The 24,932-nt window shown below is 39.5% G+C and carries 28 protein-coding genes; 22 read left to right on the forward strand and 6 right to left on the reverse strand.

Annotated features, from left to right (window positions below):
* The first annotated feature begins 14 nt into the window (after positions 1-14).
* The 13 genes from RYX56_RS16635 to RYX56_RS16695 all read left to right on the forward strand — a co-directional run bounded on the left by RYX56_RS16635 (position 15) and on the right by RYX56_RS16695 (position 10,583).
* Positions 15-1,367: an MATE family efflux transporter gene (locus RYX56_RS16635; protein WP_317123168.1), complete on the forward strand. Its 1,353-nt coding sequence runs from the start codon at positions 15-17 to the stop codon at positions 1,365-1,367.
* A 177-nt stretch (positions 1,368-1,544) separates the two neighbouring features.
* Positions 1,545-1,937, forward strand: coding sequence for a (2Fe-2S) ferredoxin domain-containing protein (locus tag RYX56_RS16640; protein WP_317123169.1), 393 nt, complete (start codon positions 1,545-1,547; stop codon positions 1,935-1,937).
* Between the two features lie 13 nt (positions 1,938-1,950).
* Positions 1,951-2,937, forward strand: a complete 987-nt coding sequence (locus RYX56_RS16645; protein WP_317123170.1) for a CobW family GTP-binding protein — start codon at positions 1,951-1,953, stop codon at positions 2,935-2,937.
* A 149-nt stretch (positions 2,938-3,086) separates the two neighbouring features.
* Positions 3,087-3,812: a class I SAM-dependent methyltransferase gene (locus RYX56_RS16650; RefSeq protein WP_317123171.1), complete on the forward strand. Its 726-nt coding sequence runs from the start codon at positions 3,087-3,089 to the stop codon at positions 3,810-3,812.
* 144 nt (positions 3,813-3,956) lie between these two features.
* Positions 3,957-4,952, forward strand: a complete 996-nt coding sequence (locus RYX56_RS16655) for a FecCD family ABC transporter permease (protein ID WP_317123331.1) — start codon at positions 3,957-3,959, stop codon at positions 4,950-4,952.
* On the forward strand, positions 4,949-5,764 hold the full coding sequence (locus RYX56_RS16660) for an ABC transporter ATP-binding protein (RefSeq protein ID WP_317123172.1): 816 nt from the start codon (positions 4,949-4,951) through the stop codon (positions 5,762-5,764). Before RYX56_RS16655 ends, RYX56_RS16660 begins: the two co-directional genes overlap by 4 nt.
* A 41-nt stretch (positions 5,765-5,805) precedes the next feature.
* A complete protein-coding gene (locus tag RYX56_RS16665) occupies positions 5,806-6,777 on the forward strand; it encodes an ABC transporter substrate-binding protein (protein ID WP_317123173.1) in 972 nt (323 codons plus the stop codon).
* A gap of 77 nt (positions 6,778-6,854) precedes the next feature.
* Positions 6,855-7,301: a Fe-S cluster assembly sulfur transfer protein SufU gene (sufU, locus tag RYX56_RS16670; protein ID WP_317123174.1), complete on the forward strand. Its 447-nt coding sequence runs from the start codon at positions 6,855-6,857 to the stop codon at positions 7,299-7,301.
* Positions 7,302-7,327: 26 nt separating this feature from the next.
* Positions 7,328-8,281, forward strand: a complete 954-nt coding sequence (locus tag RYX56_RS16675; RefSeq protein ID WP_317123175.1) for a CobW family GTP-binding protein — start codon at positions 7,328-7,330, stop codon at positions 8,279-8,281.
* 222 nt (positions 8,282-8,503) lie between these two features.
* Positions 8,504-8,716: a PLD nuclease N-terminal domain-containing protein gene (locus tag RYX56_RS16680; protein WP_317123176.1), complete on the forward strand. Its 213-nt coding sequence runs from the start codon at positions 8,504-8,506 to the stop codon at positions 8,714-8,716.
* The gene (locus tag RYX56_RS16685; protein WP_317123177.1) at positions 8,716-9,624 is read left to right on the forward strand and encodes an ABC transporter ATP-binding protein; all 909 of its coding nucleotides are present in this window, start codon (positions 8,716-8,718) and stop codon (positions 9,622-9,624) included. Before RYX56_RS16680 ends, RYX56_RS16685 begins: the two co-directional genes overlap by 1 nt.
* Positions 9,621-10,400, forward strand: coding sequence for an ABC transporter permease (locus RYX56_RS16690; protein WP_317123178.1), 780 nt, complete (start codon positions 9,621-9,623; stop codon positions 10,398-10,400). The genes RYX56_RS16685 and RYX56_RS16690 overlap by 4 nt, the downstream gene beginning before the upstream one ends.
* Positions 10,401-10,466: 66 nt before the next feature.
* A complete protein-coding gene (locus tag RYX56_RS16695) occupies positions 10,467-10,583 on the forward strand; it encodes a DUF6254 family protein (RefSeq protein ID WP_241773410.1) in 117 nt (38 codons plus the stop codon).
* 58 nt (positions 10,584-10,641) lie between these two features.
* On the opposite strand, the gene RYX56_RS16700 is transcribed toward RYX56_RS16695, so the two are convergent.
* Positions 10,642-11,631, reverse strand: coding sequence for a glycoside hydrolase domain-containing protein (locus RYX56_RS16700; protein ID WP_317123179.1), 990 nt, complete (start codon positions 11,629-11,631; stop codon positions 10,642-10,644).
* Between the two features lie 168 nt (positions 11,632-11,799).
* On the opposite strand from RYX56_RS16700, the gene RYX56_RS16705 reads away from it, so the two are divergent.
* Entirely contained in the window at positions 11,800-13,167 is a 1,368-nt protein-coding gene (locus tag RYX56_RS16705) for an FAD-binding oxidoreductase (RefSeq protein WP_317123180.1), read from the forward strand.
* A 712-nt stretch (positions 13,168-13,879) separates the two neighbouring features.
* Here RYX56_RS16705 and moaC read toward each other — a convergent pair.
* From moaC to RYX56_RS16720, 3 genes are read right to left on the reverse strand one after another with little or no spacing between them, the layout of a single operon-like run.
* Positions 13,880-14,365, reverse strand: coding sequence for a cyclic pyranopterin monophosphate synthase MoaC (gene moaC, locus RYX56_RS16710; RefSeq protein WP_317123181.1), 486 nt, complete (start codon positions 14,363-14,365; stop codon positions 13,880-13,882).
* Complete coding sequence (gene mobA / locus RYX56_RS16715) at positions 14,362-14,952, reverse strand: molybdenum cofactor guanylyltransferase (RefSeq protein ID WP_317123182.1); 591 nt, start codon at positions 14,950-14,952, stop codon at positions 14,362-14,364. Before mobA ends, moaC begins: the two co-directional genes overlap by 4 nt.
* Positions 14,949-15,443, reverse strand: coding sequence for a MogA/MoaB family molybdenum cofactor biosynthesis protein (locus RYX56_RS16720; RefSeq protein ID WP_317123183.1), 495 nt, complete (start codon positions 15,441-15,443; stop codon positions 14,949-14,951). The genes mobA and RYX56_RS16720 overlap by 4 nt, the downstream gene beginning before the upstream one ends.
* 134 nt (positions 15,444-15,577) lie before the next feature.
* Here RYX56_RS16720 and moaA point away from each other — a divergent pair, with 134 nt between their 5' ends.
* From moaA to moaD, 5 genes are all read left to right on the forward strand, one after another.
* Positions 15,578-16,591 carry a GTP 3',8-cyclase MoaA gene (moaA, locus tag RYX56_RS16725; protein ID WP_317123184.1) on the forward strand — a complete coding sequence of 338 codons (1,014 nt, stop codon included), beginning with the start codon at positions 15,578-15,580 and terminating at the stop codon, positions 16,589-16,591.
* A gap of 92 nt (positions 16,592-16,683) precedes the next feature.
* Complete coding sequence (locus tag RYX56_RS16730) at positions 16,684-17,967, forward strand: molybdopterin molybdotransferase MoeA (RefSeq protein WP_317123185.1); 1,284 nt, start codon at positions 16,684-16,686, stop codon at positions 17,965-17,967.
* Positions 17,937-18,461 carry a molybdopterin-guanine dinucleotide biosynthesis protein B gene (mobB, locus tag RYX56_RS16735; protein WP_317123186.1) on the forward strand — a complete coding sequence of 175 codons (525 nt, stop codon included), beginning with the start codon at positions 17,937-17,939 and terminating at the stop codon, positions 18,459-18,461. The genes RYX56_RS16730 and mobB overlap by 31 nt, the downstream gene beginning before the upstream one ends.
* On the forward strand, positions 18,454-18,930 hold the full coding sequence (locus tag RYX56_RS16740; protein WP_317123187.1) for a molybdenum cofactor biosynthesis protein MoaE: 477 nt from the start codon (positions 18,454-18,456) through the stop codon (positions 18,928-18,930). The genes mobB and RYX56_RS16740 overlap by 8 nt, the downstream gene beginning before the upstream one ends.
* Positions 18,923-19,156, forward strand: coding sequence for a molybdopterin converting factor subunit 1 (gene moaD, locus RYX56_RS16745; protein WP_317123188.1), 234 nt, complete (start codon positions 18,923-18,925; stop codon positions 19,154-19,156). Before RYX56_RS16740 ends, moaD begins: the two co-directional genes overlap by 8 nt.
* Positions 19,157-19,204: 48 nt before the next feature.
* Here moaD and RYX56_RS16750 read toward each other — a convergent pair whose 3' ends face one another.
* Complete coding sequence (locus RYX56_RS16750) at positions 19,205-19,435, reverse strand: hypothetical protein (RefSeq protein WP_317123189.1); 231 nt, start codon at positions 19,433-19,435, stop codon at positions 19,205-19,207.
* Positions 19,432-20,253 (reverse strand): formate dehydrogenase accessory sulfurtransferase FdhD, encoded by an 822-nt coding sequence (gene fdhD / locus RYX56_RS16755; protein WP_317123190.1) that lies wholly within the window; start codon positions 20,251-20,253, stop codon positions 19,432-19,434. The genes RYX56_RS16750 and fdhD overlap by 4 nt, the downstream gene beginning before the upstream one ends.
* A 382-nt stretch (positions 20,254-20,635) precedes the next feature.
* Between fdhD and RYX56_RS16760 the strand changes: the two genes are divergently transcribed.
* From RYX56_RS16760 to RYX56_RS16770, 3 genes are all read left to right on the forward strand, one after another.
* Positions 20,636-21,892, forward strand: a complete 1,257-nt coding sequence (locus RYX56_RS16760; RefSeq protein WP_317123191.1) for an L-lactate MFS transporter — start codon at positions 20,636-20,638, stop codon at positions 21,890-21,892.
* Positions 21,893-21,958: 66 nt separating this feature from the next.
* A complete protein-coding gene (locus RYX56_RS16765; RefSeq protein WP_317123192.1) occupies positions 21,959-22,321 on the forward strand; it encodes a Na-translocating system protein MpsC family protein in 363 nt (120 codons plus the stop codon).
* Between the two features lie 171 nt (positions 22,322-22,492).
* Positions 22,493-24,853: an FdhF/YdeP family oxidoreductase gene (locus tag RYX56_RS16770; RefSeq protein ID WP_317123193.1), complete on the forward strand. Its 2,361-nt coding sequence runs from the start codon at positions 22,493-22,495 to the stop codon at positions 24,851-24,853.
* Positions 24,854-24,932: the final 79 nt, after the last annotated feature.

Raw genomic sequence — 24,932 nt, forward strand, 5'->3', positions numbered from 1 at the left:
AAGGAGCGTGTGAAATGGGTCATCAACAACAAGCTCCGGCACTTTCTGGTCAACCTTCTCTATCGAATAAACAGTACCTCACACTGGCCATTCCTTTAACCATTTCCACTATGACAACCCCATTACTTGGAGCAGTAGATACAGCCGTGGTAGGGCATCTTCCTGATCCGGCTTATATAGGGGGAGTGGCTGTAGGGAGCTTGCTTTTTAACACATTATATTGGGTCCTTGGATTTTTACGAGTCAGCACATCTGGATTTACCGCTCAAGCATACGGAGCGTGTAACGAAAAAGAATTATTTTATTCGTTTATACGCCCATTATTAATTGCAGTTTTATTTGGTCTCCTATTTATCGTTTTACAAGATCCGATTAAAATAATCGCCATGCAGCTTATTCAACCCACAGCAAGTGTAGCTGAACAAGCTATGATCTATGTCGATATTCGTATTTATGGAGCACCGTTTGCTTTGGTCAATTATGTCATTTTAGGTTGGCTCATTGGGTCTTCTCACGTTCGAATGTCTCTTTATCTACAAGTCGGTATGAATGTATGCAACATCTTCTTGAATTTATTTTTTGTTCATGGTCTGAAATTTGGTGTAGCAGGTGTAGCCACTGCAAGTCTGATAGCGGAAATAGGTGCTGCTGTTGTTGGGATCATACTTCTTTATAAACTGAATGTAATCAAAAGAATACCGATTGAGTGGAGAGCGTTATGGGAAAAGACGATTTTCATGAAAATGGTTAAAGTGAATCGTGATTTATTTATCCGCACTGTTTGCTTGCTCGTAGTATTCACCTTATTTACATCTAAAGGTGCACAAATGGGTGATACACTCCTAGCTGCAAATGCAATCCTTTTTCAGCTTCACTTTATGATGGCGTATTGTTTAGATGGTTTTGCCAATGCGAATAGTATTCTAGTTGGAAGGTCAGTAGGAGAGAAAAGTGAATCTCTTTACCGGCAGACACTTAAACAATCATTTAAATGGGGCTCCTTAATCACTGTAGCTACCTCATTAATTGTCTTAGTGTCCTCTCCATTAATATGGCCGTTCTTTACTTCAATAGTGGAGGTACAAGTATTACTTAGTCAGTATCTAGTGTGGGTTGTTCTCTTCCCGGTGTTAGCAGCTTGGGGTTTACAGCTTAATGGAGTTTTTTCAGGAGCAACAGAAGCTGCACCTGTTCGGAACTCACTGATCATCTCAATGATGGTGTTTTTAGTCTCTATTTATTTTTTGATTCCAAGTTATCAAAACCACGGTTTATGGATCTCCTTTTTATTGTTTACATTAGCAAGGACGCTCGTACTATCGGCATACCTGCCTAGTTTAACTAGATGTTTATTTAAATCTGATTAATAAATATTTTTGATTAGAGGTTTTTACAGGAGAGGACGGTAGCTAGTTGACACCTCTTCTTTTTCACTTTATTAATCCTAATGATTACGATTAATAGTGGTTGGTTGTTATATTACTAGCATAAGTGGTTATAAATAGATATTAAATCGTAATGATTACGATTAAGGGAGGATTCAAATGGCGACATGGGATTTAAGTACGACAAGGCATCATGTTTTATTTTGCAACGGAGGAAGCTGTAATAATTGGGGAGCAGAAGAGGTCACTCAAGCAATTAGGAACGAGATATCGAAAAGAGAGTTAGATGATGTAATACATACAACGAGAACACGTTGTAATGGACGTTGTGATGATCGTTGTGTGGCTGTTGTTTACCCTTCCGGTGAATGGTACAAGAATTTAGTACCTGAGGATGCAAATGCATTCGTGAACTCACTTATTCTAAACCGGGACATGACCGGTAAAGTAAGTCACACATTTGCAGGTGAGGGGTTTAAACGTCAAGAAGGAATTTCAACGGGCATTGCTAAGAATCGGTCAAAAGTAGAAAAAGTTTCTAAACAATTTTAAGAGGGTGTTAGATTTGGTATTTCAAAAGCGAAAAAAGATTCCAGTCACCATATTAACGGGTTATCTGGGTGCAGGTAAAACAACATTACTTAATCGAATTTTAACAGAAAAGCATAGTAAGAAAGTTGCTGTAATAGTGAATGAATACGGTGAAGTAGGCATTGATAACCAACTAGTAGTAGATTCTGAAGAGGAAATTGTGGAAATGAACAATGGCTGTATTTGTTGTACAGTGAGAGGGGACTTAATTCGAATTTTACGCACTCTCATTTATTCTATGGAACAAGGGAACGTTTCGTTTGATCAAATCCTCATTGAAACGACCGGCCTAGCCGACCCAGCACCTGTTGCTCAAACCTTTTTTGTTGATGAGGTTTTATCTGAAGCATTTGAAGTTGATAGTATTGTCACCGTAATTGATAGTAAGCATATTTCAAAACACCTAAATAAAAAAGATGAAGCACAAGAACAGATTGCCTTTGCTGACGTGATTGTTTTTAATAAAACAGATCTTGTGAATGAGAACGACCTTAAGCAAATTGAAGCTAGGGTAAGTCAAATGAACCCTACCGCCAAGCGCCTTTTTGTCGAACATTGCCAAGTATCTTTAGGAGACATTCTTAATATCAACACATTCAATATTGATCATAAATTAAATGTAAATCCTCATTTTCTTGATGATCACCATCATCATCATGATGACCGAGTCTCATCGATTGCTTTTCAAGAAGAACGACCACTTGATATGACTAAAGTTGATAAATGGATGAGTTACCTCGTCCAAGAAAAAGGGGAAGATCTTCTTCGCTATAAGGGGATTCTATATGTAGAAAATAGGAAAGAACGGATTGTCTTCCAAGGGCTGCATATGCTCTTTTCCGGAAGACCAGATCGCAAATGGCAAGAAGGAGAAACGAGAAAAACAGAGCTCGTCTTCATCGGCCGTAACTTAGATAAAGTAGAGCTTGAGAAGCAATTTAATGAGTGTATTGTTGGTTAATGACTAAAAGGGTTACGCCAGTAGCCCTTTTTATCACTCTGATCAGTTTTTATTTACGCTAGCTATTTTCAAGGAACAGAGTTAATGGTAAGATCTATTTTATAAATCGTAATCATTACGATTTATAAAATGAGTAGGGGGGATTATTAATGGAATATTGGTATAAAGAGCATTTTAATGAAGATTATTTATTGATCTATAAACATCGGAATGATGCACGAGCTCAATCGGAGCTTAAAAGTTTGATGAGTTTTATCCCTTATCATAAAGACCAAAAAATATTAGATTTATGTTGTGGTGCAGGAAGACATAGTCGTTGGTTTTGGGAAAATGGGTTACAAGTTACTGGTGTTGATTTATCAAGTACGCTGTTAAATGAAGCTGAAAAATACCAACAGAGTAGGGATATTCATTATATTCAAAGTGACATGCGGAATATTGATTTTGATGAGGAGTTTGATCTTGTTGCGAACTTGTTTACTAGCTTTGGATATTTTCAAGAGGATATTGAAAACGAGCAAGTATTAAAAAATGTCTACAAGGCTTTAAAGGAAGATGGGTATTTTCTATTTGATTATTTAAATCCGGCATTTATTAAACAGAATCTCATTCCCTTTTCTAAAGAAGTCATTGAGGAGACTTCTATCTTTCAATATCGCACAATTGAAAATGATACAGTCGTGAAAAAAATTAGAATTGAAGATCATAGTTCTCGCAGAACATATGAGGAGCGGGTGAAACTCTATTCAAGTGAGCAATTGAAAATGATGTTAGAGAAAAACGGCTTAAAAGTCATTCATACGCTTGGTCATTATGATGGGACACCATACGATGAAAACCACTCTTCTAGGCTGATCTATATATGTCAAAAATGATGATGAGGTCGTAATAGAGTGATGAAAACTATAGAAAAGAAATGCAATCAGAGAACTCTTAAATCCGTAGTAGAACCTACTACTAAAAAGGGTAAACTTCATAAAATTATATATCCCCTCCTTTTACTAGGTCTTCTTGCTACGATGACCTTCGCTATTATGCTAGGACCGATTACCATTTCACCTTCTATTGTTTGGAAAATTGCGTTGTCTAAATTGCCACTTCTCGAACCTTATCTAATTAATGATTGGACGAGGTCACAAGCACAAATTATTTGGGAAATACGATTTCCAAGGGTGATACTAGCAGCAATTGTCGGTGCAAGTTTAGCAATTGTCGGTGTAGCTATTCAAGCATTAGTTCGAAACTCATTAGCGGATCCATATATTTTAGGTGTGTCCTCCGGGGCATCTGTGGGGGCAACGCTTGTCATTATATTTGGAGCTTTTAAATTCTTTGGTCACTATGCTCTTTCCTCCGCAGCTTTTATAGGAGCGTTATTATCTGTACTACTTGTCTTTCTAGTGGCTCAAGTAAATGGAAGGATCTCTACAGTAAGGCTATTACTTGCGGGGATTGCTGTATCAATGATGCTTTCAGCAGTGACAAGTTATATTGTCATTTCTGCACCAAGAGAAGAAGGAATAAGAAATGCTATGTTTTGGATGATGGGAAGTATAGCTGGTGCAAAATGGGATCAATTACTTATTCCCTTTTTAAGTTTATCAATAGGGGTTGCGATCCTGTTTTTTCTAGCAAGGCCTCTTAATTTAATGTTAATGGGCGAAGATACGGCTACAACTTTAGGGTTGAATAGTAATTTCTTTAAAAAACTATTACTCTTACTAACAGCGTTATTAACTGGAGTGGTTGTTTCAGTTAGCGGCGCAATAGGATTTATTGGCTTAATGGTACCACATACGGTTAGGTTGATCGTTGGAGCCGATCATCGTCATGTATTGCCTATGAGTGCTTTGGTTGGCGCAATCTTTCTGATCTGGGCTGATTTCGTAGCGAGAACGATTGTTGCGCCGCAAGAATTACCAATTGGTATTATTACGGCATTATGTGGTGGACCTTTCTTTATTTGGCTGCTAAGACGCAGAACATATTCCTTTGGGGCAGGTGGGACGGAATGAAATTGAAAGTTGAAGAACTTACAACGACAATCGACCAGAAGAAGATTATTGAGTCTGTAAATCTATGTATTCAAGAAGGAGACTTTGTAGGTATAATCGGACCAAATGGAAGCGGGAAATCAACTTTACTTAAAACAATTTACCGAATTCTTGAACCAGATGCTGGGTTAATTTCCTTAGACCAAGAAAATATTCAACATCTCTCTCATCGAGTATTCTCACAGCGTTTGGCAGTAGTTAGTCAAGAGGGGTCTGTGCCTTTTGATTTCTCAGTAAAAGAAATTGTCTTAATGGGAAGAAGTCCCCATAAGAACTACTTTGAAAGAGAGACAGCACAAGACTTAGAAAAGACTACTGAAGCCTTATCAAAAGTTGGGCTAACAGGATATGAGGAACGAAGCTTTCCGACCTTATCAGGAGGAGAGAAGCAACGAGTGTTAATTGCCCGAGCATTTGCGCAAGACGCTTCTTTTCTTGTATTAGACGAGCCAACCAATCATCTAGATATTCACCATCAGCTACATATGTTAGATGTTATTCGAGCATCAAATGTTACTATACTTACTGCCCTACACGATTTAAATTTAGCTGCAGCTTATTGTGATAAGCTTTTTGTCATGAAAGATGGAAATCTAGTAACTAATGGAACTCCTAAACAAGTATTAACTGAAGAGTTATTACAAGACGTATTTCAAGTGAAAGCGAAGGTTCTATCACATCCAGAAACGAATAAAGTTCATCTGATGTATATTTCAGATGGGATGAGTGAGGATGTTAGGTATCAAAGATTTAAACAATTTCTTCAAAACTAAGGTTATTGAGTTTAATAGATTAATAAGAAAGAGGGAAAGTTGTGAATAAAAAGCTAAAAGTATTAGGGATTGGTCTATTTAGTTTGCTATTGGTTGGTTGCACAGGAGGTAGTGAAGCGCATCTAGTAAGCGGAGAAGAAACGAATTCAAAAGAACTTGATCAAGTAGTGGAGATAGAGAACGGGGATCATACTCTTACCTTTACAGAAGTCCCGACACGAGCTATTTCACTTAATCAACATGTTACAGAAGTTATGCTTGCGCTTGGGTTAGAAGAACGTATGGTGGGCACAGCTTATCTTGATGATGAGGTATTACCAGAATTTAAGGAAGCGTATGATGGCATTCCAGTGATTGCTGACCAATATCCTTCACAAGAAGTTTTCTTAGATAAGGAGCCAAACTTTGCTTATGCAGGATGGGGCAGTGCATTTCGTGAAGATAATATTGGAACGGTAGAACAATTAGCAGCCATTGGAGTCCAAGCATATTTGCACCAATCCTCTACATTAGTAGGTCCAGAAATGGATGATATTTTTCAGGATATTCGAAATGTAGCAAAGATTTTTGACGTGGAAGAGCGTGGAGAGGAATTAATTAATTCTATTGAGCAAGAGCTCACTAGTCTTCAAAAAGAAATCCCTGTGAGTGAAGCGAGTAAGCGTATTTTTGTCTTTGATAGTGGTGAAACCGCACCGCTTACAGTAGGCCGTAATTTTTTAAATGAAATTATAACGATGGCTGGTGCAACCAATATCTTTAAGGATCTTGATAAAAATTGGGGAGAAGTGAGTTTTGAAGAAGTGGTGGAACGTGACCCGGAAGTCATTGTCGTTATGGACTACGGTGAGACAACAGCTGAAGAAAAAATAGAGCAATTAATGCGTCACCCAGCGTTAACAGCTGTCACAGCGATTAAAGAAGAAAACTTTATAGTTATGCCACTCTCTGCTGCGGCTGAGGGGGTAAGGGTGGGATCTGCACTTCGGATCATGATAGAGGGGCTTTATTGATTAAAGAAAATGAAGTATACTATTTAAATCGTAATTATTACGATTTATTATAAAGCTACATGAAAGGAAGTGAGCTTATGCTACAAGATCTTTACCGAAAAGTCGTGATGGACCATGCAAAATACAGACGTAATACAGGTGTTCTTGAAGGGGAAGATGTGAGAAAAATCCATTACAAAAACCCGACATGTGGAGATGTCATTACTCTATACGTAGTTATTGATGATGAGCAACTACAAGACGTCTCATTTGAAGGAGAAGGCTGTAGCATCAGTATGGCTTCATCCTCTATAATGACGGAGTTAATAAAAAATAAAGATATAACGACTGTAAGTTGTCTCCGTAACGAATTTGAGCAACTGATACGAGATGGGAAACAAGCACATGAAGAGATTGATCTTGGGGATGCTTTATCGCTTGAAGGAGTCCATAAATTGAGAGCACGACATAATTGTGCACTAATGGCATGGCAAGCCCTTGATAAAGTATTAGCTGATGTCGAGTCATATAATTGGAAAAAGTAAGTAGCAACAGGGAAGGAGTTACAATTTTGAATGCTTCAAAGATAGAGCTTGTCATACTTAGTGGTTTTCTTGGCAGTGGAAAAAGTACATTATTAAAAAAGCTAATCGAGCATGAAAAGAAAAAAGAGCGCTCGATTGCCGTCTTAATGAATGAATTAGGACATATAAGCATTGATTCAGCTAGTGTACCTGCAAATGTACCGTTAAAAGAAATGCTAAATGGGTGTATTTGTTGCACGATGCAGGGCGAATTAGGTGTCCAATTAAAAGAGTTAACAGAGGAGCATGATCTTGATGTGATCTTTATTGAGGCAACTGGGGCTGCTCATCCTCTAGACGTGCTAGATGCCTGCACTCATCCATTATTAGTGGATAAACTTGAGATAAAAGCAGTAATCACGGTTGTGAATGCAAAACAATGGTACGAGCAGAAACTGAGCAATATGTTGAAGAAGTTATTACAGCACCAAGTTAAATTCGCTGATATTGTATTGATTAACAAAATCGATCAAATAAACGAAAGTGGCCTAATGTCTGTAAGAGATTCAATCAAAAAAACAAATGGACAGGCGAAGATTCTTTCAACGCATTACTCAGAAATGGATTGCGCGTTATTAGATGGGGGTCTTTCAGAACAGTTGACACAAAAAAATACGAAAGATAAAGAGACGGATATTGAACATCTACACCTTCAAACCTGTGCAATCCCGATAAATCATTCAATTGATCGAATCAAATTAAATGAATGGTTAGAAAAAAGCAACCAATCCATCCTTAGGGTGAAAGGTTTTATTCAACTTGCGGAAACCCCAGGTATCTACTTATTTAATTACTCATACGGTCATCCAACCTTTGAGAGGGTCAAACAAAGTGTAAATGTTGAATCTGTTCTAGTCTTTATTGGAGAAAATCTAGACAAGAAAGCCCTAGAGAAAGAACTGGAAGAAGTAGTGGGTGATTTATCAATGAAAAATCAGTAGGAACGATTTTAGTTTCTTTACTCGAGCAACGGCTTTTATTTTACGAACAGCTTTGGAATAATAAGTTGCGAAAACTAGGGATGTAGCTGAGAACGGGGAAGAAACAGAGTAAAGTATGTGGAAGCAAGGAAATTATTTTCCTTGCTTCTTTCTTTTGGAAACTTTGGTAGACTATAGAACGTATACTTAATAAATTCATGTTATTAAAAGGAGAGTGAACATATGAACGAAATTATCGCAGAACTTGAGCAGATGAATCTGGCAGTGATCCTACCTTTTTTCATCATTCAACTCATTCTGATGGTCATTGCACTAGTTGATTGGTTTAAGATTGAAAAGACAAATGGTCCTAAGTGGATGTGGCTCTTTATTATTCTGCTCGTGAATATAATTGGCCCGATTCTTTATTTTATGATTGGTAGGAGGCAAGAATAATGCCCTTTTTTCAAGTAGAACAATTAACGAAAAAATTTGGTGAAACTACAGTGGTCGACCGTGTTTCTTTTAGCTTAGAAGAAGGACGCTGTGTAGCATTGCTTGGTCCAAATGGGGCTGGGAAAACGACTACCCTGAAGATGCTTACTCAATTACTTAAACCAACGAATGGGACGATTCAAATGGATGGATATGAGCAAAATGCTGATCTCAGGGCAAAGATCGGGTATTTACCACAATATCCTATTTTTCATAATTGGATGAGTGGAAAAGAGTTCTTAGAATATGTCGGAAAGCTGACACATCTCACACCTACTGAGGCAAAGATGCGAGCAAGTGAACTTCTTGAAATGATGGGGCTAGCTGATGCTGCAAATCGACGCATTGGAAAATATTCTGGTGGGATGAAGCAACGGCTAGGTATTGCTCAAGCGATTATTCATCGGCCGAAACTTCTCTTGTTAGATGAACCAGTTTCAGCTCTTGATCCATTTGGACGGCGTGAAGTGTTAGAACTGATTCGTGAATTGAAAAAAGATACAACGATTCTATTTTCGACACATGTCTTAAACGATGCCGAGGAAGTAAGTGATGACATCATTATTATTAACCAAGGGGAGATCAAGGTTGCTGACCGCCTCCATACCCTTCAAGAACAGCATCAGCAGCCGATGATTTCCTTGCAAACAAAAACTCCTATTCAACCATTAATTAAAGAGTGGGAAGACTGGAATGGGGTCACAGAAATCATCTGCGAGGAGTATGTAGCTAAAGTAGTCGTAACAGAAATGGAGGCAGTTAAGAAGAAAATGCTCGCCGATATTGTCGCAAAAGATATTCCCCTCATCGCTTTTGAAGTTCAGAAATCATCGCTTGAAGATTTATTTGTTAAGGTGGTGAGAGGATGAGACAATGGCTCGTATTATTTCAAAAAGAACTATTAGAGATGGCCCGTAACTTTAAATTAATTTGGCTTCCACTTGTATTCATCTTGTTAGGCATGATCGATCCTTTAACGACTTATTATATGCCTCAAATCCTCGAGATGTCAGGTGGCTTACCAGAGGGAGCCGTTTTTGAAATGCCACTTCCTTCTGCGCCAGAAGTATTAATGATGACGGTGTCGCAACTGAATCTGTTAGGAGTTCTCATCATCGTTTTAGCTTCGATGGGGACGATTGCAGCTGAGCGAAAAAGTGGTCTAGCTGGCATGATTTTAGTGAAACCGATCCCTTATTCCTCCTATGTAACAGCAAAATGGGCTGGACTAAGTGTAGTTGGCCTTGTATCAGTGTTTTTAGGATATTTAGCAGGTTGGTATTATGTCACGCTCTTATTTGAACCAATTTCTTTTGGGGTATTTTTGCAAAGTTATCTCTTGTTCGCTTTATGGTTTGTATTTATTTTCACGCTTACGATTTTCTTTAATACGGTTGTCAAAGTACCGGGATTGGTCGCATTTGTCACGATCGCAACCATTATTGTTCTCTCTGTGCTTACGAATACATTTGAAGCGTGGATGATGTGGAGTCCAGTCCAGTTAACTGGTAATGTTGGCTCGTTGTTAGTGGAGGGGAAAACACTTGAGGAGCTTTGGCTGACGGTAACAGTGACGCTTATTCTTGTAGTTTTGTTAATTGTCAGTGCCGTTAACATCTTACGTAATAAAGAGTTAGCTGAATAGCTTCTAATGCTTTTGGCAAAATAAGAGTAGGAACCAAATACTCTTTTCAGTAAGGTGGGATTGTAGGTGTCACAGTCAAAATCACAAGAAACGCGTCAATGGCGTCAACGTAAAGAAACGCAACATCCGCACGGTAAAGTAAAATCATTAAAAACTCTTTCAGAAGAAACGAAGAAAGAGTAGTCTTGAAAAAAAAGCAAAAACCAGCTACGTCGATAACGATGATAGCTGGTTTCTTTCATTACCATAAAACCTCTAACACATTTCCATCGAACCAATTCGTATCAATGTTGCATGTTTCGGCGTCTATCCCGTATTGCCAACCACCAATCAAGCCACCTTCAGGATATTCAGGGTTGTATTCAGGTGCATTCGCTTCTGTTGTAATGCCTTCATTAGGTGAAGCAGTCCAAATATACAACTCATCTAAAAGATTGCTATTCTCCTCGGCTGCTGTTTCATAAGCGACATAAAGCTCTTCGCTCCGATCGAAGATACCATATATACCTGAGCTATATTCAGAATCGCTCATTGCATCATGCCAGCCTAAAATAAACTGTGCATCAATAGGATAGATTGGCTCGACGTTTGCAAATAATGCAACGCCTTCTGGAACTCCAAAATCTCTGGCCATTTCAATTGCAGCATTCGCTTCACTTTGCCCTTTATCGTACCCAGTCGCATCGATGAATTGATTCCAAATGACAAGAATTTGAATATCATTGGACTGAAGAAGATTGACTTCTTCTTGGGTCAGCCCAAAAGAAACGTCATCTTTATCTCCAAGATAACGGCCCCATACTTGTGGCTCCCCAAAATTATCACGTACACATGCTAATAATTCATCATCGGTCAAACTAGCAGAATCGACACCCCATACGATCTCAGGCGTATCTTCCCCATTTCCATTCGAAGCACGTTTGCCATCGATATCGACATTGTTTGCAATGGCATTCGTTACTTTTACATCGACACTGACATGAATATCGTTTAAAACCTCATTATCAATTGCATGTTTTTCTCCGTTCGTCACATTGTTCTCGATTGAATTCTCAACCGTGGCATTCTGAGAATCAACATCATTTTGAATGTTGTTTTTAATCGCCGCATCACTAGTTAACGAAATGGAATCAGTTAGAATCTTACTTTGGCTAATAATTGAGATGGTTAGTACAAATAAGATTGAAAGAGTTGCGATCATAAAAAGCATTAGATTGGTCCTTGTATTCATAACTCCACCACCCTGAATATACTCGAATTATTGTATGTGAGGGCAGAGGGGGATGTGAGGGAGATAGGCGAGGGGAAACTTTAGCTTTAAAACTGAAGTAGAGTGGATATTGGTATAGAATGGAATAGAATAATAGACTTTATAACCTATAAATAGGGGGCTTCTGATATGAATCTGGAAGAAGAATTAAACAAAATACTATCTCCTGAACAAGTAACAACCAATCAAACGATGCGCGAGCAGCATAGTCGTGATGAGAGCTATCATACGCCTAGCTTGCCTGATGTGGTTGTCTTTCCTAAGTCGACTGCTGACGTGCAGCAAGTTGTATCTTTTGCCAACAAGCATGAGATTCCGGTTGTTCCTTTTGGTCTAGGGACAAGTCTTGAGGGCAATTCGATTCCGTATCACGGTGGCATTTCATTGGATTTATCATTAATGAATCAGGTTCTTGAAGTGAGGCCTGGAGACTTTTTGATTAAAGTGCAACCGGGAATTACACGAACCCAGTTAAATAAAGAGTTGAAAAAGCATGGATTGTTTTTCACGGTGGACCCTGGGGCTGATGCGACTTTAGGTGGGATGGCTGCAACAAATGCAAGTGGAACGACCTCTGTTCGTTACGGAATTATGAGGGATCAAGTACGAGATTTAGAAGTTGTCCTAGCAAATGGTGACGTGATTCATACAGGTGGCTTGTCAGCTAAATCTTCTTCAGGTTATAACTTAAATGGATTGATGGTAGGCTCTGAAGGTACACTTGGTGTCATTACAGAGTTAACGTTAAAAGTACATGGAATACCTGAGTGTATCATGGCAGCACGAGCGGCGTTTCCTGATGCGAATTCGGCAGTTGAGGCCGTTACAAGCATTTTAGCTGCCAATATTCCTGTTGCAAGAATGGAATTTGTAGACGAGTATTCGATTCATCAAGTGAACCTGTCAAACGAAAGTAACTATGAAGAAAAGCCGACCATATTTTTAGAGTTTCATGGAAACGAAGCAGGGCTCAAGCAAGATGTAGAGTTCATGAAAGACATTGTGAGTGAGCTAGGGTGCAAGGATATTTACTTCGAACTTGATACGAAATCACGTGCATTGCTTTGGGAAGCTCGTCATAACTTAGCTTATTCCTTTATTCATGGATTTCCTGGTAAAAAACTGATGGTAACAGATGTGAGTTTACCCATCACAGAACTAAGCGGGGCTATCCTGAATTCAAGAAAAGAAATGGATGAGCTCGGGTTAATAGGAGCACTTGTTGGTCATGTGGGTGACGGCAATTATCATGCACTTGTTATGGTTGATCTAACGGATGAGGTCGAATTGAATAAAGCAAAGCAATTGAATGAACGTATTGTTCATTATGCTCTAAAACGTGGTGGAACGTGTACAGGTGAACATGGGGTTGGTGTAGGTAAGATCATGTATCAACAACAAGAACACGGGGCTGCTTATGAAGTGATGAAAGCAATCAAAAAGACACTAGATCCAAAGGGAATTATGAATCCTGGAAAGATTTTTAGCAAAGAGTAATTCGCTAACATGGGGCTGGGACATATCTACGAGGTTTAACTCAGGATACGAACGAAGCGCTAAATGATCGGATGAAACATACGTAGACCTCCTGCGGGATGAAAAGCAGAGGTGATGCCCCACAGTGCGTAGCACGAGGAGGCTCACCAGCTTCCCGTGGAAAGCGAAGTATATTTTTGGAGCAGTATACATAGACCGTATCAGTAATGTTCGATTTTCCATAAGTTAAAATACGTTTGTCCCAGCCTCAAAAAATAACTAGAAAAATAGCAAAAAAAAAATGAAATACTTAGAAAGGTGTCGAAAGAAAGAGTAACAAGAAGAATGGGCAGAGAAATCTAGTGAAAATAACTTATCAGAATATTTACAAAAAGTAAAATAATTAGTTATAGTAAGAACAAGCAAGACAAGCAAGACAAGCAAGTAGAAACACCCCAACACCCTAAAGGAAATAATAAAGAAAGGGGATAGGCTATGTGAGATAAGAAGCTACACCAAATTGGGAACTTGAAGGGACTGATTCCAATGACGTAGCGAAAGCGAAGTGTATCAAGGAATGTGATACATGGGAACTCACCAGAAATAAATACATGATAAGGGTATTGTATTAGAAAGGAATTAACAAGTACATGAATGAGGAATCGATAGTATAGCGACCTTTTATCCGTAGGAAAGATGGATAAAAGGTCGCTATTAATGTTGGTCGAATAATTTATTTTTCTGCTCGGTAGTCTCCGTTTTTTCCACCTGTTTTACTTAGGAGGTAGGTTTCTTTAATCACCATACTCTTATCAACCGCTTTACACATATCATAGAATGTGAGAGCAGCGGCAGAAACTGCTGTTAGTGCCTCCATCTCAACTCCTGTATTTCCCTTGCATGTCACCTCAGCTTGCATCATCAACTCATAGCCATCGCCTATTTGCTTGTATTCAAAATGAAAATCGACTCCAGTCAGTTGAATCGGATGACACATTGGGATAATATCAGGCGTTTTTTTCGCAGCCATAATCCCGGCAATTTGGGCAACTTGTAGAGGATCTCCTTTTTTAATTTCAGCATTTTGGATAGCGTCGTATAATTCTTTTTTTAGTAGAATCGTACTTTGAGCGACAGCACTTCGTTTTGTTTCATTTTTTTGAGAAATGTCGACCATTTTTGGGCGACCCACTTCATTCCAATGGGAAAATTCACTCATGTTCTTCTCTCCTCGTCCTTCATCCTTTTCCAATCACTTTCGTAGTTAATATTCGTAAATTCTACTTGATTGTCTGGAAATTGAATATACTTTACTTTTCTTTTTTGTAACAAAGGTCGCATGCTTTTTTGATTGTTTTCAAGAAGCTCCACAGCAATCGGCAAGCAGCGACGATGATACATAGCGATCAGTGGTTGCTCTTTTTCACCGGCAACAGGGACGATCGCATCTATGGTTGGATCAGTTGTATGAGCTATTAACGATTGTACCAGCTCTGGTGTGATAAAAGGGATGTCTGCTGCTAAGACAATATACCAGTCAGCCTCTTTAATAGAGTCCATTGCAAAGGTTAAAGCAGCTAAGGGGCCTTTATGAATCTCTTTTTCAATCAGCAACTTTGCATCCGTTTGATCAAAATCCATTGAAAGTTGTTCATTTGTGATAATATACACAGACTCACTTCCGCTTCCTGTAAGTGCATTTACACAATGGCGGTAAAATGGAATTCCTTTATATTGTTCGAACATTTTTGGCTTACCATATCGGGAGGATTGTCCCCCTGCTAATATCACTCCTGATATCATCATTTTTTGACCAGTTCATCTGCAAAATGAGACATCGTCGGCAAAATTAATTTCTCTAATGCAAGCTTTACCGCGTTCGTTGAGCCAGGCAATGCGTAGATAGCTGTTGAGCTTTTACTTCCAGCTACTGCTCTACTAAATAAAGCTTTCGGCCCAATTTCCTCATAGCTTAACATTCGAAATAACTCTCCAAATCCATCCATTTGCTTGTCTAATAATTGGGAAACGGCTTCGTACGTAACGTCTCTCGGCGAGAAACCTGTTCCGCCATTTAAAATAATTACCTGAACCTTGGTGCTTTCTACCCAATTTTGAATCTCGTCCTGAATGAGAGAATGTTCGTCTTTTACAATTTTATAATCAATAATAGCATGGTCGTTGGATTGCAAGAGGGATTGAATGGCTTGGCCACTGCGGTCATCGTCCTTATTTCTCGTATCTGAAATCGTTAATATAGCAACATTTAAAACTTTGGACGTATCAATCTGATGCATAGTAGTCAGTCACCTTCCTTTTTTTGTGTTAGAATGATTCATTATATCTTACCAATAGTAACAGCTTTTTTAAAATACAACCAAATGAATTGTCGATAAAGGGTGAGGTAAGTAACCATAGAGGAGGTATGGACATGGAAATCAACCAGGTGAAAGACAAATACTTTCGGCCTTTACAAGATTTGCGCGTATCCATTATGGACAAGTGTAATTTCCGTTGTTCCTACTGCATGCCAAAAGAAGTTTTCGGAGATGATTATGTATTTATGCGAGAGGAAGAACTACTCTCGTTTGATGAGATAGAACGCTTGGTTTTACAATTTACGAAATTAGGAGTTAAGAAAATCCGCCTGACCGGGGGGGAGCCGTTACTTCGTAAAAATGTGCCTGATTTAATTCAGCGATTGTCACAAATAGAGGGAATTGAAGATATTGCCTTAACAACAAATGGCGTACATTTAGTTAAGCAGGCTGAGGCGTTAAAACAAGCTGGTCTCATGCGTGTAAATGTTAGTTTAGATGCCTTGTCGACTGATATTTTCCAAGAGATGAATGGCAGAAAAGTCACGTCAGCTGTCGTTTTAAAAGGGATCGATGCTGCACATGCTGCGGGACTGGAAGTGAAAATCAATATGGTCGTAAAGAAAGGCTTGAATGAAAGCGAAGTTGTGAAATTAGCTCGTTACTGTAAAGAACGAGACATTACATTGCGTTTTATTGAGTTTATGGATGTTGGTCAAACAAATGGCTGGGATTTCTCGCAAGTTGTAACAAAAAAGGAATTGCTAGAAAAAGTGTCAACGATTGCTCCTCTTGAAGAAGTCGACCGAGAGTTGGGGGAAGTCGCTACAAGGTATAGATATAAGGGAACAAATACAGAGGTTGGAATCATCTCATCTGTGTCGGATACATTTTGTGGAGATTGTACGCGTGCTAGAATCTCTGCAGACGGAAAGTTGTTTACTTGTTTATTTGCCGAAGAGGGATACGACCTAGGAGAGTTTGTTCAATCCGGTGCAAGTGATGCGGAGATTGAATCGAAAATTACGGAGATTTGGACTGGCCGTACCGATAAATACTCAGAAGAGCGTACAGAAGAAACCGTTAAAAATCGAAAAAAAATTGAAATGTCCTACATCGGTGGTTAGAATAATGCAAGGGATTCCCCTTGCATTATTTATTTTTGTTTGGAAAGATAAAATAAGTAGTTTTCGAAATATTATAAAACGGAGTGAGTGCTATGGTAGAGAAGCGAAAGCCGATCCCGGTTGAAGAAGCAGTACAAAAAGTGATGGAACACACAGTTGTTCATCCACAAACTGAAATGGTTTCAATTGATGAGAGTTATGGTAGGTTTTTAGCTGAAGACCTGCTAGCGTCTCACGATGTACCAGCGTTCGATCGATCCCCGTATGATGGTTTCGCCATTCGGGCAGAAGATACGAACGAAGCTAATTCTGAACATCCCATTTCGTTTGAAGTGGTGGGAGAGATTGGTGCAGGGTATGTGTTTGAAGGGGAAGTCAAACCGTTCCAAGCAGTAAGAATTATGACTGGAGCACCGATTCCAACGGATTGTAATGCGGTCGTCATGCTTGAATTAACGAAGGAAATAAGTGATAAAAAAATAGAAATCAAACGTGCATTTAAAGACGGAGATAACATTTCCTATCAAGGTGAAGACACGAAAAAAGGGACGGTCTTAGTTGAAAAAGGGACGCAAATTAACCCTGGAGTGGTCGCTTTGTTAGCCACTTTTGGGTATCATCAGGTCACAGTAGCTAAAAAACCAGTCATTGGTGTGATCGCAACAGGAAGTGAGCTGCTAGATGTCGATGAACCCCTTGCTCCGGGGAAAATACGTAATTCCAATGCCTACATGATTATCGCTCAAATCGAACGCGCAGGCGGGGAAGCCTTGTATGTAGGAAAGCTCGACGATGATTTGGAAGCATGTCTAAACGCGACAAAAGAAGCTCTTTCCAAAGTTGATATGCTGATTACAACAGGTGGTGTCTCAGTAGGCGATTATGATTATGTCCCTGCGATTTTAAATGATTTAGGAGCTGACGTGCTTTTTAACAAAGTAGCGATGCGCCCCGGCAGTGTAACGACTGTGGCAACGGTAGGTGAAAAAGCATTCTATGGTCTTTCAGGAAATCCATCTGCTTGTTATGTTGGGTTTGAATTATTTGTTCGTCCGATAATTCGCAGGTCTTTATTTTGCACCCATCCTCATCTTCAAAAAGTAACTGCTACTCTTGGCGTCGATTTCCCAAAAGTCAATCCATTTATGAGGTTGGTTCGAGCAAGAGTCAGTTATGTGGATGGTGCACTGATCGTTTCCCCTTCTGGTGTCGACAAGTCAGGAATCGTCAGTTCCTTAGGCGGAGCGGATTGCTTGCTTTTATTACCAGGAGGAACAAGGGGCTACCAAAAAGGGATGTCGGTTGATGTGTTATTACTTGAGAGTACTCAAGGAAGTGAATGGCCATGGAACAATATTGTCCCGTCTTACAGGTAGTCGGCTATCAAAATAGTGGGAAAACGACTTTGATGGAAACCTTGATTCAACAATGCAGTGCGTTAGGAAAACGTGTAGCGACGATCAAGCATCATGGTCATCACACCCCGCAAAAACAAGAGAGTAACTTAAAAGATAGTGAGCGTCATCAACAGGCAGGAGCCGAAATTACTGCTGTTGAAGGGGGCGGTTCCTTGCAAATTCATATTAAGAATCAATCTTGGTCCCTAGAACAAATGGTGAATCTGTATAAGAGCTTTTCACCCGATCTTATTTTGGTAGAAGGATTTAAAAAGGAATCATACCCAAAAGTTGTGTTGTTACGGGATGAGAAGGACCTTGCCCTTTTGGATGAGGCAAGCGATATCATTTGTGCGATTATCTGGGAGAAAGAATTAAAGGTGGTGGAGGTAGATTATCCAATCTATCATCTTGATGACTCTGTAAGTTACAGTGAATTTATTTTAGAGAAATTGAGTGATGACGATGAGTGAACGTTTATTTGATATACAAGACACTCCTCTTTCGATGGAGGAAGTCGTACGTAAAGTAACGAGAAGAGAGTGCGGCGCAATCGCAACGTTTATCGGAACGGTAAGAGAATTAACACATGGCAAGAGAACATTAAAGCTAGAGTACCAAGCATATAAACCAATGGCGATTAAGATGCTAGAGCAAATTGGGCAGGAGGTAGAGGAGAAGTGGCCAGGTTCTACGATTGCGATTACCCATCGTGTCGGTACATTGGACATTACGGAAATCGCTGTAATCATAGCTGTGTCGACTCCTCACCGCAAGGCTGCTTATGAAGCAAATGAGTATGCGATGGAGCGAATTAAACAAATAGTACCCATTTGGAAGAAAGAGTTTTGGGAAGATGGAACGAAATGGGTCGGTGATCAGCTCGAACAGACACCTTATCCAAAAGGAAAGCCAGACGTAAAGGGGGAAGACAATGATTAGACTATTGCTGTTTGCTGAATTTCAAGAACAAGCTGGAACAGATCAGGTTGAGATTGATCAAGCTGGATTGACGGTTGCGGAATTAAAATCTTGGCTTAAGCAGGAATACCGTTTTACATCGCTTGATCAGACGATGATTGCCATCAATGAAACCTATGCCAATGAAACAGACGTCTTAAAAGATGGAGACGTCATTGCCCTGATCCCTCCTGTAAGCGGAGGCTAACCAACAGAAAAGATCCCCTGCCTAACGAATGAGGCAGAGGATCTTTTTTTATGGCTTCGTAAGCTTTGTGATTGATTCATTGCGTGATTGTTGCTCTTCCGATGAGGATAAGTCGTATTTCTTTAACAGGTGAAACAACTCATTTAACTCAAGCTGACTTGGCTTCGTCTCTAGAAAACGTTGGCATGATGCATATAGATCAGCGGGTAAAAAGTCTTTTTGTGAGTCGAGCTTTTGGTAGACATCTTCTAGTGGATGATCTAGTTTACATGAACTCATGATGATTCCTCCTTCGTTTCATTCGTTTGATCAAGAACTATTCGCTCTGGATGTGAGTAGATATTAAAGGACGAGCCGCGAATAAATCCGACAGCCGTAATGTTTAAATCTTCGGCCAACTGAATAGCTAAGTCGGTCGGGGCTGATTTAGATAAGACAATACCAACACCAATTTTAGCTGCTTTGGTCAAAATTTCAGATGAAATCCGTCCGCTGAAGACGAGAATTTTATCTCGAACGGCTATGCCGTTTAACAAAGAATGACCGTATAACTTATCGAGTGCGTTATGTCTTCCAATGTCTGAACGATTCACAATCAACTCATCTGCTGAGCAAAGCGCTGCATTATGAACACCGCCCGTATTTTTGAAAACGAGGCTTGAATCCTGCATTTTTTTCATTAAGCTAATGCATTGTTCGGCCGTGATTGTGGTAGAAGACATGGATGTTTTGGCAGTCCGAACATCATTTTGAAAATAAAATTGACGACTTTTTCCGCAGCATGAACCAATGAATCTCTTTGAGAAATATTGCTGATTCTTAATGTCAGTTGAATGCAACTCTACATAAGCAAATCCGCGATCTTCATCAATTGTCAGATCTTTAATTTCTTTTTTGAAGCGAATGACGCCCTCAGAAGCTAAAAAGCCAATCACCATTTCTGCAAAGTCTCTTGGACTACAGACCATTGTAGCGAATTCCTCGTTATTTATATAAATAGTCAAAGGGAACTCAATCACTATTTCATCCTCTAACGTAGAGAACTGTTGCTGGTTGTACTTGACAATGGACCTCGTCGAACTAAGTGAATCAGTCAATCCATCCCCCCCTTTTTTACTCAATAAAAAGCATGAACGATTTTAATATAAACATAATGTTGCCCCCTTTCAAGACATATGGGAGCGATTGGTAAGAAGTTAATCATAAGTAAGTTATTTTTACAATAGAAAAAAATTGAAAAAAGATTGAATTCTTTTAATAAACAAGGTATGATTTATTTGCATTCATAAATCTGTAACATTTAAGGATCGAGATAGCGACCCTGTCTTCGGTATTAAGTGTTCCGAGATTGTAAGCGATTACTATTGGTACGAGAGTAGCGAAACCTGCTTAAGACTAATCGTCGTATTTCTTTAAGGAATGGTTTTTTCCTTTGAGAAGAACGTCGATTTTTTTTGTTTAGAGAAGAGGAGTGATGACATGAGGGAAGCACAGGGGAAATTAAAGAATCGTTGGTTGATTGCATTAGCAGCTGTTGGGATCCACATTTCCATTGGTTCGGTTTATGCTTGGAGTGTTTTCACCAACCCGATTAGAGAACAACTTGGATGGGATCTGAGTGCAGTATCTTTAACGTTTAGTATTGCGATCGTCTTTTTAGGATTATCAGCAGCCTTTATGGGCCATTTTGTTGAAAAGTATGGTCCGAGAAAATCAGGTTTAGTAGCAGCCTCATTTTTTGGGATTGGACTAGTTGGTGCAGGTTTTGCGATTAACATGGAGTCGATTTGGCTTTTGTACTTTACATACGGTGCACTTGGCGGGATCGGTCTTGGTGTAGGGTATATTACACCAGTATCCACTTTAGTAAAGTGGTTTCCAGACCGCCGCGGATTAGCAACGGGACTTGCGATCATGGGCTTTGGTTTCTCGGCAATGATTGCCAGCCCGATTATGGCAAATTTAATTAATTCAGTAGGGATAGCGAACACATTCTTCACGCTAGGTATTCTTTATTTTGTGATTATGCTTGCTTCAGCACTATACATTGAGCGTCCGCCTGAAGGATATATGGCAGATGTTCAAACGACTGGCAAGAAAGTAGCAGCAGATCTATCTCAATTAACGGCGAATGAAGCTGTTAAGACACGAAGATTCTGGTTCCTATGGGTGATGCTTTTTATCAACGTAACATGCGGAATTGCGATCTTGTCTGTTGCTTCACCAATGGCACAAGAAATTGCTGGTCTCTCAGCAGCTGCAGCGGCCACAATGGTTGGTGTGATGGGAGTATTTAATGGCTTAGGGCGTATTGGTTGGGCATCGATTTCTGACTATTTGGGACGAGCAAATGTTTATACAGCGTTCTTTGCGATTCAAATTGTGACATTCTTTGCTTTGCCGAGTATTACACACGCAATTTTATTCCAGGTCGTTTTATTCTTAATCCTTACGTGCTATGGTGGTGGATTTGCAGCCATTCCAGCATACATTGGCGATTTATTTGGAACAAAGCAGCTTGGCGCGATTCATGGCTATATTTTAACAGCTTGGGCACTAGCTGGTTTAGTTGGACCGATTCTAGCATCTTGGATTCGTGAAACAACAGATAGCTATGCGGGAACGCTCTATATCTTCGGATTTATGTTTATTGCTGCTTTGATTGTATCACTCCTTATTCGTATTGATATTAAGCAATTAAAAGAAAAAAATAAATCTGCACGTTTAGCTAGTTAAACCATTTGACATTTTCAGACACTCGCACTACTCTTTTAATAAGTAATAGAAAATGAGGGTACGTGAATGAATAAATATGAAGCGGAATTCAGCAACTTAGTACGTTCCTTTCGAAAGAAGCATATGGGAAAAGGTCCGAGCAAAATCAGTACAACCTTTTGCAAGAAATGGGCAATATGCGAGATGGAAGGCAACCTATCACCTGTTGAGAAATTTATTGCAACAGCTGATGAGGGCAAGCAGATGCTAAAGGCTGCTAGAACGGAAATGGTAAAAGAAATGTACCGTAAAAATCCGCCTGTTGAAATGGAAGAATTTTTGCAGTGTAAGTTCGTAGACTTGTTTGTAGATATCGATATTGAGAGAGACTTTGGTATTTCAGTGTTTGTTTTTGATGAAGATATTGAAGAAAAGTTTTCATCAAAGTAAGGTCATTGCAATATTACCTTTGGAGAATTGTATAACTGGTTTGGTACTTAGTAGCGATCCTGCCAAAGACTTAACCACCGTTATTCCCTTTAGATCAAAGGGTTTTTACGGTGGTTTTTTTATTGAAATGAGCATAAAGAGTAGTAAGTAGTATTAATGGGAGTGAGAACTATGGGAAAAACAAAGCACCAAGGCCCTATTAAAGCAACAAAAGCACCTCAACCAAAACATTGGGTTAGTCCAATTCCGTTTGGCTTAGGAAAAGTTAAGCCGAAGCATATTCGAGATACGATGAAAATTGCATGGGATAATAAAGATAATTTAGGTTATGCATCACGCATTTTAACAAAAGGTGTATGTGATGGCTGTGCACTAGGTGTGTCAGGCTTGCAAGACCAAACGCTAAAAGGTCCACATATGTGTACAACACGATTAAATGTCCTTCGCCTAAATACTGCACCGGCGATTAAAGAAGAAATTTTACATGCTGATATTGATGAATTAAAAAAATATGATAGTACAGAGCTAAGAAAATTAGGACGGATTCCATATCCGCTTATCAGACGTAAAGGCGAGAATAAGTTTTCACGCCTCACATGGGATGATGCGATGGATATAATTGCAGAAAAGATGAAGCAATTAGATCCAAAGCAATATGCATTTTATCTCACGTCTAGAGGGATCACAAATGAATCCTATTATGTTGCAGCTAAAGTGGCGCGTTTCTTAGGGGCAAATCATATTGATAATGCAAGTCGTATTTGTCACTCTCCAAGTAAAACGGCATTAAAACGTTCGATTGGAGTAGGAGCATCTACTTGTAACTATCAAGATTGGTTCGGAACAGACGTCCTCTTATTCTGGGGAAGTGTTGCCTCAAACGCATCTCCTGTTTCATCAAAATACATGTTAGAAGCAAAAAAACGTGGCGCGAAAATTATCGTCGTAAACCCATATAAAGAGCCGGCAATGGATAAATATTGGGTGCCATCAAATGCTGAGTCTGCCATCTTCGGAACGAAACTTGCTGATGATTTTTACCAAGTAAACATTGGTGGAGATATTGCTTTTATGCAGGGCATTATGAAGCACTGGTTTGAAATGGAGGCAACCGCTTATGGTTCGGCGATTAATCATGAATTTGTTCGAGATCATGTCAATGCGTATGAGGAACTGAAAGCTCATGTAGAAACGCAATCTTGGGATGAAATTGTCAAATCTTCAGGTATTACAAGAGAGAGAATTATCGAGTTATCAGAGCTATTAGCTAACAGTAAAAACGCAGTCTATGCGTGGGCGCTTGGGTTAACAATGCACGCTTTCGCATCAGATAATATTTCACAAGTAGCAAACCTTGCTCTTCTTCGTGGACATCTAGGACGTAAATACAGTGGCTTGATGCCATTCCGTGGGCACTCCTCTGTTCAAGGTTCAGGTGAAATGGGTGCTGATCCATTCGTCTTGCCAGGCGGTGATTTCGTTGAAGAAAACATTCAACGTATGGAAGGTATTTGGAAGTTTGATATTCCAAGATGGCAAGGCGATGTAGTTGGAGTTACATTAGAAAACATCGTTCTACCAGAAGATCATGAGCGCAAAATTAAAATGTACTATATGTCAGGTGGGAACTTCCTAGAGACGATGCCTGATCCGAATTTCATTGAAAAAGCATTGTCTGAATTAGAGATCCGTGTTCACCAAGATATCATTTTGAACACGTCAACTTTAGTAGAAGCAAAAGAAGCGGTTATTGTTCTTCCAGCAAAAACACGTTATGAGCAAGATGGTGGTGGAACGTCTACCTCAACAGAACGTATGGTTTACTATTCTCCTGAAATTGAAGGAAATAAAAATCACATTGAAGAAGCTCGATCAGAGTGGAAGATCTACATTGATCTTGCGAAACGTGTGAAGCCTGATACTGCTCATTTAGTCGATTTCAAGACCGGCCAGGAAATTCGTGATGAAATGGCGATTGCGAACCCGAATTATGAGGGAGTACAGCATTTGAAAAAGCAAGGCGATGTCTTCCAATGGGGCGGAGCTTGGTTGTGCGAAGACGGCATTTGTCCGACTCCAGATGGTAGAGGAAATCTTCTTCCAGTCGATATTCCTGATATGGGTAAGAAGGAAGGGAACTTCATCCTGACGACTCGTCGCGGAAAGCAGTTTAACTCGATGGTTTATAAAACAACGGATCCATTTAATAATGCAGAGCGATATGATGTATTAATTAACACAGAAGATGCGCACGAGTTAAGCATTGCTGAAGGGGAAGGAATTGTCATCCATAACCGATTTGGTGTATTCCAAGGGAAAGCGAAGTATGCTGATATCACTAAAGGGAATTTAGGAGTCCACTTCCCAGAAGGAAACTTCTTATTACCTAAAGGAAGATATGAAAAACTAGCAAAAATCCCTGATTACAACGTAGCAGTTAAAGTAGAAAAAGCAGATCGTTATAATGCACGAAAAGATACAAAATATGTTGAACGCAAAATAGATGATCTAGAAATGTCTGCTCCGGGTTAAGGCGTAAGTGGCACTGTAATGGTTGTGAATTCAACTGTTACAGTGTCTTTTATTTAGAAGCAATTAAACCTTCCATTCT

This window comes from Alkalihalophilus lindianensis, from assembly GCF_032843265.1.
GTDB lineage: Bacteria > Bacillota > Bacilli > Bacillales > Bacillaceae_D > Alkalihalophilus > Alkalihalophilus lindianensis.